The 11,200-nt window shown below is 65.5% G+C and carries 7 protein-coding genes; 3 read left to right on the top strand and 4 right to left on the bottom strand.

The features are described from left to right. Positions 1-4: 4 nt before the first annotated feature. From BKA10_RS09685 to BKA10_RS09695, 3 genes are all read right to left on the bottom strand, one after another. Positions 5-1,585, bottom strand: a complete 1,581-nt coding sequence (locus BKA10_RS09685; protein WP_248199346.1) for an ABC transporter ATP-binding protein — start codon at positions 1,583-1,585, stop codon at positions 5-7. 172 nt (positions 1,586-1,757) lie between these two features. Further along, the gene (locus BKA10_RS09690; RefSeq protein ID WP_183499705.1) at positions 1,758-2,609 is read right to left on the bottom strand and encodes an ABC transporter permease; all 852 of its coding nucleotides are present in this window, start codon (positions 2,607-2,609) and stop codon (positions 1,758-1,760) included. A gap of 166 nt (positions 2,610-2,775) precedes the next feature. After that, positions 2,776-3,645: a hypothetical protein gene (locus BKA10_RS09695; protein ID WP_206686977.1), complete on the bottom strand. Its 870-nt coding sequence runs from the start codon at positions 3,643-3,645 to the stop codon at positions 2,776-2,778. Positions 3,646-4,173: 528 nt separating this feature from the next. On the opposite strand from BKA10_RS09695, the gene BKA10_RS09700 reads away from it, so the two are divergent. From BKA10_RS09700 to BKA10_RS09710, 3 genes are read left to right on the top strand one after another with little or no spacing between them, the layout of a single operon-like run. Continuing rightward, a complete protein-coding gene (locus BKA10_RS09700; RefSeq protein ID WP_183499707.1) occupies positions 4,174-4,893 on the top strand; it encodes a hypothetical protein in 720 nt (239 codons plus the stop codon). A 21-nt stretch (positions 4,894-4,914) separates the two neighbouring features. Then, on the top strand, positions 4,915-7,251 hold the full coding sequence (locus tag BKA10_RS09705) for a glycosyltransferase (RefSeq protein WP_183499708.1): 2,337 nt from the start codon (positions 4,915-4,917) through the stop codon (positions 7,249-7,251). A gap of 8 nt (positions 7,252-7,259) precedes the next feature. Next, the gene (locus tag BKA10_RS09710; protein ID WP_183499709.1) at positions 7,260-9,659 is read left to right on the top strand and encodes a glycosyltransferase; all 2,400 of its coding nucleotides are present in this window, start codon (positions 7,260-7,262) and stop codon (positions 9,657-9,659) included. 150 nt (positions 9,660-9,809) lie between these two features. Here BKA10_RS09710 and BKA10_RS09715 read toward each other — a convergent pair whose 3' ends face one another. Then, positions 9,810-11,090, bottom strand: coding sequence for a class I SAM-dependent methyltransferase (locus tag BKA10_RS09715; RefSeq protein WP_183499710.1), 1,281 nt, complete (start codon positions 11,088-11,090; stop codon positions 9,810-9,812). Positions 11,091-11,200: the final 110 nt, after the last annotated feature.

An 11,200-nucleotide genomic window follows, 5' to 3' on the forward strand; every position in this document is an offset into this window, starting at 1 on the left:
CGGCCTAGCCGCCCGCACCGGCGTCGGTCGGGGGCGCGGGTGGAGCCGGCTCCTCGGTCGGTTCAGGAATCGGCTCAGGTTCAGGGATCGGCTCGGGCTCGGTCGTGGGCGTGGGATCGGGGGCCGGCTCGGTCGTCGGCGTCGGATCAGGCGCCGGTGTGGACTCCGTCGTGGGCGCCGGTTCAGGATTGGAGACCTGCGGCTGCTGCGGGCGCTGAGGTGCGGGCTCCGGTTGCGGGGCCAACTCGCGAGTCAGCGTCACGGCCGAACTGACGCGATCGCCGTCCGCCTGTTCGGCGGTGAGCGTGTACACCTGTGACTCGGCATCGCACGGGAACGGCACCGCGTGCTCGCCCTCGACGAGCGGAAGATCGGCTTGCAACGGTTCGTCGATGGCATCAAGCTCCACCGGTCCGGCAGCAACGGCGACGCGCGTAGCATCGCTGGTCTCCCAGCTGAGCTGCACCGAGGCCTCACCCTCCGCCGTCTCACATACGACGGTGTTTGCGTCCGCGGTGAAACTGACGATCGTTGGCGGCGCGAGTACCGCCGTCGGGGCCGACGAGACGTCGCTTACGGCGGGTCGTTCGACCGGCTCCGGGACTTGAGAGAGAAGCGCAATCGCCGCGCCTGCGCCGACTGCGAGAAGGATCGCGGCACCGGTGACGACCAGCGCGATGATCCGGCGGCGGCTGCGCTCACGCGCCGTTCGGCGATAGCGCTCGCGTCGCGCGATGGTTCGAGGTGTCTCCGGTGGAACGACGAACTCCTGGACATCGACCGCCGCATCCGCCAGCAGCTGCTCGATAGGCGACAGGGTACGCTGCGGCCCGGTCTCGACCTCGGCGGGTGCTGCCGGCACCGCCTTGGGTACCGGCACGGGATCGACGTGCGGAGCCTCCGGCGCCTTCGTCTTCGCCGCGGGACGCGCGGACTTCGTCGCTGCAGCGGCCCCGACCGCCGCGTTGCCCGGGTGCTTGGTCCACTTGACGTACTCGTCGATGACGTCCTTGGCGGCGCCGTCTGCGCGCAGTTCGCCCTTGTGGATCCACAGCACGCGTTCGCAAGTGTCCTTGAGCGACCCGACCGAGTGGCTGACGATCATGACGAGTCCGGCGCTGTCGCGCAACTCGCGAATACGCTTCTCGCTCTTCGCCTTGAAACGGCGGTCGCCGACTGACAGCGCCTCGTCGATCAGCAGGATCGAGTGCGCCTTCGCAGAGGCGATCGCGAATCGCAGCCGTGCGCCCATGCCCGACGAATAGGTGCGCATGGGGTGATGAATGAACTCGTTGAGTTCAGCGAAGTCCGCAATCTCGTCCACGTGAGCAGCGGCCTCATCGGGCGTGAAGCCCATCGCGAGCAGTCCGAGCTTAATGTTGTTCTCACCCGAGAGCTCCGGCACGAGCGCAGCGTTGACCCCGAGCAGCACGGGCCGGTCGGCGGCCAAGATTGTGCCCTCAGACGTGGGAATGAGACCGCTCATTGCCCGGAACAGAGTCGACTTGCCGGACCCGTTGTGGCCGACGACGCCGATGGTCTCGCCCTCGGTGGCGGTGAAAGAAACTCCCCGCAGCGCTGGCACTGACTGAAGGTCTCGACCGCCACGGAACGTGCTGAGGCTGAAGAGGTTGTCGCGGGCGTTGAATCTCTTGCCAGATGCGTACACGCGGTACGTTACGTGCGCGTTATCCGCGACGATCATCGGGCGCCGCCCAGCGTCCGCAGTCGGCGAGAGGTTCTCGGGGAGCAGGAGATCAGTCACTGAGGCCGTACCTCGATTCGGCCTGCCAGAAGTAGACCACGCCCACAACGATGGTCACGACCGCCCAGATGGGTGCCGCGATCCAGGCGATCAGGGGCGCTGTGTAGGACTCGAGAAGAACGTCGCGAGCGAGCGCTATGAACTCGTACGTCGGAATGAGGTGCGCAATCGTCAAGGCGACCGGATAGGGAGCTAGCGCGCCATCGACGCTGAAGATGATGCCACTCGCGTAGAACAGCACGCGGGTGATGACGGGGATGAACTGCTGCACATCGCGAATGTGCACCGACAGCCGGGCGAAGACGAGAGCCACACCCAGATTGAAGACCGCCATGACCGCCAGGATCGGCACGATCAGAAGCCACGACCAGGTGATCGGCTCACCGAGCACGAGCAGAAGGATGCCGAGCAGAACAACGATCGGGACCATCTTCATCGCCTGCTCGGCCACGACCGACACCGGCAGGAGGATGCGCGGGAACCCGAGGCTCTGAACGAGCTTCGCGTTGCCAGTAACCGCCCTCGCGCCGTTGCCGAACGAGCCCGTGAAGAACTCGAAGACGAAGATCCCGACGATGATGAACTGCACGAAATTGGCGGGACGCGCTGCCCCCGAGAGAATGAAGTTGAAGATCGTGCCATAAAGGATCGCCATGAGGAGCGGCTTGAGCACGATCCACAGCACGCCGAGCCGGTTCCGAAGCAGCGAACCGACGAGCTTGTAGGCCGCTAACGTGAACGCGAAGTTGCGACGCCGCCAGGCTTCAGAAAGATAGGCCCTGAAGGTGGGACGACGCCCAACTTCGTAAAGTGCGCCGGCCGGGTCGCGAAGGCGTGCATCCACCAAGGAACTCGCTACCTCTCCGACCGCCGCGTACTTCGCGGGGATATCCCGCGAGCGCACATCTCGTCTGATAATACAGCGGGCCATATCGTCGACTCTGAGAGCGGCCGAGGTAGTGGCTAGTGTCGTTGAGACGTACCCTCGGCTTTCGCGAACGTGCGCATCGTCACGCGACGGCATCCATCGCTGCCCGAATCCGACCCGTCAGGTCGGCCACATCCGCGCGGGCCGCGCGGATTGCGGGGGACAGACTGGACACATGCGCCTCGAACCGGTCGGCGAACTCGGCGAACTCGTCGTACCGACCGACGAGACCCCCGAGACCCGCCGCGGTCAGCAAACGAGAGATCTTCTGAGGATCGCTGCCCGAGCCTATGGGGTACGCACCCTCGGTAGCACCGATGATCAACCCGTGTGCGCGATCGCTGATAACGGCGAGTGACTGCCCGAAGACAGTGCGCACATGCGCATCGAGATCGATGTGACGCATGCTCGGCGGCATCAGGTAGTCACCACCCAGTGCCTCGGCCAGGCGCACGGCCCGCGGAGCATCGCGAGCAACCTGCGCCACCGTGACGACCCGCGTTCCGGTGGTCGCGGCGAACGCGCGCACAGCGGACAGCCACGCGTCACCGGGCCAGGGTCTGTCGAAGCGCAGCGTCACGCTCAGCAGCGGGCGTTCCCCGGCGGGCGTCCAAGCCTCGACCGGGGCGCCAAGCGAATAGGCCCAATCGGGTGCGAAATCACCGAAGCCTGCAGCATCGCGCGACCCCTGATCGCGCCACGACATGACCGACGCTCGGCGCATGACGGAGTCGAACACGACGTCTTTCAGCGCCCCGACGCTCTTGATTCCGATGCCGGCGAAAATCAGGGCGCCGCCGGACGCGAGCACACGAGCGCATTCCGCCGAGCGCCGGGCGACAGGGAAGCCTCCCGGCCGCGGGTTGATCTCACCGGCATTGAATGCGTGCACGGGTCGCGTCGTTGCATCCTCGGTGGCGGTCCAGTCGGCCCGCCGGTCGTAGTAGGTCACGTCCGGTGCCGAGACGAACCCCGTCGTAAAGTCACTCGTGGCCTCACCGAGATATACGTGGACGTGCCGTCCGGGGCCTCGCAAGGCGTCGAGGTACGCGACACGCAAGGCGGAGTCGCCGAGGTTGTCATCCTGCCCGCTGAGGTGGGCGAAGACATGTTGAGTCGGTTTCACAATCACTGCACCCTACTTTAGGGTGGGTGCGTGTTCTCTGTGCCGCGTCTCCGGGCTCGGCAACGGCATGTGCGGGACGCGGATGTTGCCGTTCCGAGGGTGCTTGTGACGTCACGCCCGCCACGGCATCGCCTCGACTACGTGGACCAACTCGTCGGCGACGATTCAGCCGGCGAGGCCCCCGCCGGTGTGGTGCGAGAGTTCGGGACCGACCCGTCCCGCGCACGTGATGTCGACGTCGTCCACCTGACCGATGTCGCGAAGGCGATCGGCACTCGTCGCACGTCCGAACACGAGCGCACACGTCGTGCGAAACGGTTCGTCAAGCTCCTCCGGCGACAACGCATCGCGCTCGTGCGGACCGTCCGCGCAGAGGAGGTGGGGCGCGCGCCGTCGCGTGCCGAAGTGATCATCGACCAGGCCGCCGCCAGCTTGGTGTCGCTGACCGCGACGACCTCCTCAACCGGGCACGCAACCGTCATCATCGCGCACAGTCACCTCCGCGATCGCTTTCTCGGGTTTCCTCGAGCAGAGTCCGTCCCCGGTCGCATCCTCATAACGGCTCACGACGAGCTGCCCGCTGCATATGAAGCCGTGGTGAAGGTGTTCGCCGCTTCTGACCTGCCGGAGTGGACGTTACGCATCGCGGGTGCCGTGCCCGCTGAGCTCGAAGACTCCTACACGCGGACGCTCGCGGACCATACCGGCGCATTCTCCCTTCGCGACGAGGCCCTCTCCGATGCTGCACGAGTCGAAGAGATCAGTCAGGCCGAGCTCGTCGTTGTCGCCGCGCCTGAGAGCAACGAATCGCAGAGCATCATCCTGCTCGCCCTATCGCTGGACCGCGCCGTGCTCGTCGAGGACACCGCGGCGATGCGAACGTTGGCCGACGAGGTCGGATCCGAATGGGTGCGCAGGCACCCGGGTGCGCTTACCGCGGACGCTCTCGAAACGGCGCTCCTTGCCCTCCGCTCCTCCCCGCCCGCCGATCGACCGAATCTCGATGCGCGCGAACCCAACGCGATCAGCGCTCAGTACACGGCCGTGTTTCGTGCCGCGGCTGGCGAGCACTGACGCACGATGACTCCGGACCGTATGCCTTCGACGCCTCTTATCTCTTTCCTCGTCGCTGTCGGTGACGAGGATGCCGCGGCTGAAGCCACACTTCGATCGTGTCTCGCGCAGTCCCTCCAGAACATCGAAGTCATCTGCGTCCATACCGACGCCAGTGCCGCTGTTGTGCCCGACTTTGCCTCAGAGCGTCGGCTCCGCCTCATCACGCAGCCCGCTGGTACGCCCGCGGCGGAGTTGCGGCGTGCGGGCCTCGACGCGGTGACAGCGCCGCTGGTGTTCGCCATCGAGCCGGGCGACGAAGTGCTACGGGAATCAGCCGAGCGCCTTCAGCGACTCGCTGAGGCATCCGGGGCCGACCTCGTCGGCTTCGGCGTCACCGAACACGACGATAGCGGCCGGTCGGCGCGTGTTGCTGCCCCCTCCAGAGCGCCTTTGCACGGCGTCGACGTCGTGCGGTGCCTCGCTCCGCGTGACACCGCGATCGCGCTGGAGCCGTGGCGCGTGGTGTTCCGAGCGGAGTTGCTTCGGCAGTCGTATGCTGCGGTGCCGACGCCCCTCGTCGACGATCGCGCGATCGTGTTGCTCGCCTATGCCGCGGCGACGTCGTACGCGTCGGTCGATACCGCGGAGTACCAGCGTTCAACCCGCCTCGAAGCCTTTGACACGCCGGTCGAGGGCTTCCATCGCGCCCTGGAACGTATCGGGGCGTTCCGGAGCCTCGAATCGGAGTTCCGCGCCCGCGCTCGCTTCAGCGTCAATCCCGAGCCGATGCTCGACGCCTACCAGTCGGGCTACCTCACCGTGATCGCCGAGGCACTCACGCGATTCACAGCACTGTCACCCGAGCAACGCGTCCAAGAGCACGCTTGGTTGCGGGACCCTGCCTACGAACTTGACGCAGTCTTGGCCGCCGTGACGCTGGCGCCCGAGTCGCTTCCGACGCTGGTTGCGTATGGTGAGCGCCGCGAACTCGGCCGCGCGGGGGCGCGAAGCGTTCTGCTTACCACGAACGTGCTCACCACCGGCGGAGTGTCAGGCGTCTTGCTCACGCAGGCGCGGGTCCTGCTCGAAGCGGGGTACCGCGTGACCATCGCGACCCATCGCGCTGGCAGCGCTGAGAACCTCGTACCTGAAGGGGCCACGATCGTGCAGCTCACCGGTACGAGCAGGAAGCAGCGTGTGGCGCAGTGGGCGCAGCTGTGCCGCCGAGGCGAGGTCGACGTCGTCATCGATCACCGCATCCTGTACTCCCGGGACTGGCCGGCGTTCGCACTCGCCGCCCGCGCCACAGGTGCCGCGACAATCGGCTGGATCCACAACTTCGCGGGACGCCCCACGTACAACGGCAACGACCTGCAGACCCTGCTGGCGACGCATCTCGGCGCGCTGGCACACCTCGTCGTGCTCTCGCCTCTCGACGTGGCGTTCTGGAAGCTTCGCGGCATCCACCATGTCAGCTATCTTCCGAACCCGCCCTCGCCCTTCCTGCTGAACACCGGCGGGCCGACCACCGGACGGTCTGCGCCGGTGCGGCGACGAGCGGAACTCGTGTGGTGGGGCCGCCTCGAAGAACACACGAAGAAGGTGACTCAACTGGTCGAGGTCGCCGCCGCTTTGCAGAGACTCGGCGTCGATTTCCGTCTGCGCATCGTCGGTCCCGACTGGGCAGACATGAACGCCGAGCGTCTGCACGAGCTCGCCGCGCAGCGAGGTGTCGCGAATCGGGTCGTAGCCACGGGGCCGCAGCACGGTGCAGATCTCCTCGATGTGATCGACTCCTCCGACGTGTTCGTCAACACGAGCATCATCGAGGGCTACCCCTTGACACTGCCCGAAGCCCAGTCTCGCGGACTTCCGATCGCGATGTACGACCTGCCGTGGTTGTCGCTGATCCACGACAACCCCGGCGTCATCACGACGCCGCAGCAGGATCCAGACGCTCTCGCGAGCGCGATCGCCGACCTCCTCGCCGATCCGAGTCGATACGAGGCCATGTCTCGCGCGTCGATCGCGGCGGCCACACACGCTACTTCGTACGACTTCGCACAGCTCTACGAGCAGCTGATGCAGGGCGACCTCCCGCAAGAGTATTCGCCCGCGCCGAGCCTCGAGGACGGCCGACGAATCCTCGAATTGCTCGTCTTCTTCGCCGAGCACAGCACACCGCCGCCCCGCGCAACTGTCGGGCGCATCTCGACGGGAGCGCCGACTCGCCGGCGACGCCGCTCACGACCGCGCACGCTCGGCGAACGCATCGAGCGCAAGCTGACCCCGCTCGGTCATCGACTGGTAGACACAGCACCCTGGCTTCGACCCGTCGCCGGGAACGTCAAGCGCGTTCTGTTGCGCCGCTCATGAAAGATCTCATGGACACGACTCCGCTCGTCTCGATCGTCATCCCCGTCTTCAACGACGCGGATGTCATCTCGAGCGCGCTCGACAGCTGCCTCGCCCAGACTCTCTCGGCGATCGAGGTCATCGTCGTCGACGACGCCTCCACCGATGACACCACGGCGATCGTGGAGCGCTATGCGGCGGAAGACCCCCGCATCCGACTGATCCGCCAAACAATCAACGCGTCCGCCTATCAGGCCCGGCGCGTGGGGATCCTCGCCGCGAACTCCGAACATCTGCTGTTCCTCGATGGTGACGACGAGCTCAATGAACAGGCTGCCGAGGTGGCGCTCGCGAAGGCGAATGCGACCCGAGCCGATCTCGTGCAGTTCGGCGTCGAGATCGTGCATCGTGACGGGCATACCGGTGGGCGGTTCGAGTCCCGCCTGCAACCACGGCACGGTTCGCTCACGGGTCTCGAGGTGCTGCGCAACCTCTTCCCGATCGACAGTCCGGCGCAGGGCCAACTCTGGAAGTACTTGTTCCGACGGCAGTTGCTCGCCGATGCGTATGCGCTCATGCCGGCGGATCTCGTACTCCCTCGTGTGAACGATCTGCCGATCGCCTTTCTCGCCGCGGCACTCGCCACTCGCTATGAGTCCATCCCCGACCGCCTGTACAGGTATCACTTCGGTCGCGGCGGAAGCGGGCAGAAAGTGCATGATCTCGAGACCGCGTCGTTCTATGCGGGGGCGGTCCGGTCTGTCGATTCGATCGAACCGGCCGTCGGACAGATCGCACGGTCGGCCGCCGACCCTGACCTCATCCTCGCTACCTACGCATCGGTGCGCCGCGCAATCATCGGTTACACCACCCACTATCTCGCAGAGCACACTCGGACGGATCTCCTTGAAGACGTGCTCGGCGAACTGTACACGCGGGCATCGGCACGCGACATCGTCCAGTCCACTGCGCAGCATTGGCCAGGCGACCTCGATACGCTCGCCGCCCACCCCGGTGGAATCGCCCTGTCCACGCGGCCCGCGCGCAACATTCTGCTCGCGACCAATCACCTGCGTACGGGAGGGATCTCAGGCGTGGTCGTCTCGCAGGCGCGCGTGCTGCTCGATGCGGGCTACCACGTCACGATCGCTGCGCGTGAGCCGGGAAGCGACCGTTCGCTTCTGCCGTCCGGCGTGACGTTCGCCGAAGTCGCAGCGACTTCCCTCCGTGTTGCGGTGACGGAGTGGAGCGAAGTGTGCGCGCGACACGAGATCGATCTGGTGATCGAACACCAATGGCAGTACTCGACATCATGGCAGGCGTTCGCCCTCGCCGCACGAGCCGAGGGCGCCGCCACGATCGGCTGGTCGCACAATTTCGCGGGGCGCTCACTTCTCCTCGGTCTGGGCGCTCTGGAGAACGCACCACGGTACTTCCCGCTGATGTCGCACCTCGTCGTTCTGTCGCCGTTGGATGTCGCGTTCTGGAAGTTGCGCGGTATGCCCCGGGTGTCGTACTTGCCGAACCCGCCGTCGTCGCTTCTCCTCGAGGGTGGGGTGGTGTCCACGCCGAAGGACGCACCTCAGGGCCGCCGCCTCGAGCTCATTTGGTGGGGTCGGTTGCAAGAGCGCACGAAGCGCGTGACCGAGTTGGTCGACGTAGCGGAGCACCTGGAACGAATGGGCGTCAACTTCCGTCTTCGGATCGTCGGGCCCAACTGGCGAGATATGAGTGCCGAGCGACTAAACGCCGCGGCACGCGAGCGTGGCCTCGAGCAGCGCGTGCAGGCAGTCGGCCCATTGCGCGGAGCAGATCTCATCGCAGCAATTGACAGTTCCGACATCTTCGTCAGCACCAGCGTTATCGAAGGCTACCCGCTCACGATTCCGGAGGCGCAGTCTCGTGGGCTACCGGTAGCGATGTATGAACTGCCGTGGCTCACTCTGGCAGCCGGCAATGAGGGTGTTCGGACGGCAGCTTGGGGCGATGCCGCAGCCCTCGCCCGCGTGATCGGCGACCTCGGGCAGGATCGCGAGCAATATACCGCGATGTCGTCGGGTTCGCTGGCGGCGGCTGGCCGCGAGCTTTCGCATGATTTCAATACGTGGTACGCGGAATTGTTGACCGGCACTTTGTCGGCCGGACTTTCGCCAGAACCGACGATCGGCGATATCCAACAACTCATCGCGCTCACCATCACTTTCTCCGAGATTCGCGCCGCGGAGAAGAGGACCACAGAGAAGAAGCAAGGACCTGCGGGGATGCTCGATCGCGCCGCCGAACCACAACGCAAGGATGCGAGTGCCACGTGGACAGCCAAACGCGTGCTGCACCGCCTGCGCCCCGCCGCACGGCGCTTACTGGAACTCGCTCCCTGGTTGCGTCATACGGCAACGCGGGCTCAGCGGGTGATTGCACGCGAGTCGTAAACCACGCCGAGCACAGCGCTGGCTATACGGACCGGGTTGTTGCTGGCCTACGGCCTGTCTCCGCGCGACCGTCTTTTTTCGGCGCGAGGGTCAACCGCAATAGCGATTCGATTGCCAGCCGCGGTCGAGAACCCCTCTCGACGTGACTTCCTAGGCAAAGCTCTTGACAAGTCCGAAAACCTCCACCCCCCGACCCGGCGAGGAGAGGCGAAGGAGGTCAGGCCACTCAGCCTGCCAGAGCTCGATTACTTCGCGCTCGTCCTGACGTTCTGCGTCGTCAACGACGATCTGCGCCGAGGGCTTCAGTGCAGGCGCGAACACGGGGAGCGCCGGGTAACGCGCGTGCTTCCCAGTTGTCGTCGGCGGCCCGTCCACAAGCAACAGATCGATGGATCGATCCCACTCCGTAGCGTCGATGTCGTACCACTGGAACTCACCCTGCGGCGTTGCGACTGAAGTCAAAGGAGCGACTCTGACCTCTGCCCAGTCCGCAACTCCATGTTCGCGAAGAATCTCAGTCGTCTTGTCCGCGTACGCCTGCAAATGCTCAAGCGCAATGACCTTACCTCGGCCTTTGGCCCGCATCGCGAGCGCCATCCACAGCGTCGATGAGCCGCTCCCGCATTCGACGACCAGCTCGGCATCGCGCTTCGTGATCTCATCGGTGAGCGCGAGCAGACCGCTCGGGCTCATTGCCCAACCTGCGATTGGCGGGAGCGTCGCTTGCGGACCAAAACGGTGCAGCAATTGCTGCAACGACTGAAAGTCCGTCATGATCTCCGGATGCTGTCGCCGGATCTCCCTCTCAAGTGAGTTGATCGATGGCCGCAACGTCTCCGTGAAGCTCCGCACTTCCGAAGCTCGCGCGGTCTCCAACATATGCGCCAATTCCGCAACGTTGTCACCCGTCGCGACGTGCCCCAGTCGCGCTACCGTCGTCGATAGCCGGGCCAACTCAGCAACATCATCCTTCGTCGCCGTGTCCCCCAACTGCGAGTCGATCTCGTCGACGACACCGCGAAGCGCTGTCATCGTCTGCGAGGACAGCTGTTGCGAGACTCGAACGCCCCGCAGTTCCGCACGCATTGCTGCAGTGCGCATCGACTCTGACTTCGCGGCCGCCCGCATAGCCTCCCCTGCGCCCAGCACAGCGTCACGTGTCGCGGTCATCTGCTTGAGAGTCCGTGTCGTCACCTGCAAGGTGCGCTTCGTCGCGTCACGCGTGACGCGGCTCTCTCGTCGTAGCCTCTGGTCGGCATCTCGACGGGCAATTAGCTGTGCACGCGCGATCACGGCAGATGCGCCTAGCAAGACACCCAGGCCTGCGATCGCCCAGCGGGGCGGAGCGAACAGCGCAAGCATCACGACGGCGACGGTGAGTAGTGCGAGAGTGGTGAAGACCGCCCAGTCGCGGCGAGTGAGTCCTGACATGCAGAGTCCTTGAGGTTTGCGATTGTGAGATCCGCTGCGTGCGGACGCCGCGACGCCTCCAACATAGCCGCATACCCCGCACAGTGCGGGCCTCGGAGGCTCGGGGCCTG

Origin of the sequence: Microbacterium invictum, from assembly GCF_014197265.1 — a bacterium.
Lineage (GTDB): Bacteria > Actinomycetota > Actinomycetes > Actinomycetales > Microbacteriaceae > Microbacterium > Microbacterium invictum.

What these genes read in the sequence shown, in the direction of transcription:
- BKA10_RS09705 (WP_183499708.1), top strand. Translation starts at nt 4,915, where the DNA reads ATGCCTTCGACGCCTCTTATCTCTTTCCTCGTCGCTGTCGGTGACGAG.
- BKA10_RS09715 (WP_183499710.1), bottom strand. Translation starts at nt 11,090, where the DNA reads ATGTCAGGACTCACTCGCCGCGACTGGGCGGTCTTCACCACTCTCGCA.
- BKA10_RS09710 (WP_183499709.1), top strand. Translation starts at nt 7,260, where the DNA reads ATGGACACGACTCCGCTCGTCTCGATCGTCATCCCCGTCTTCAACGAC.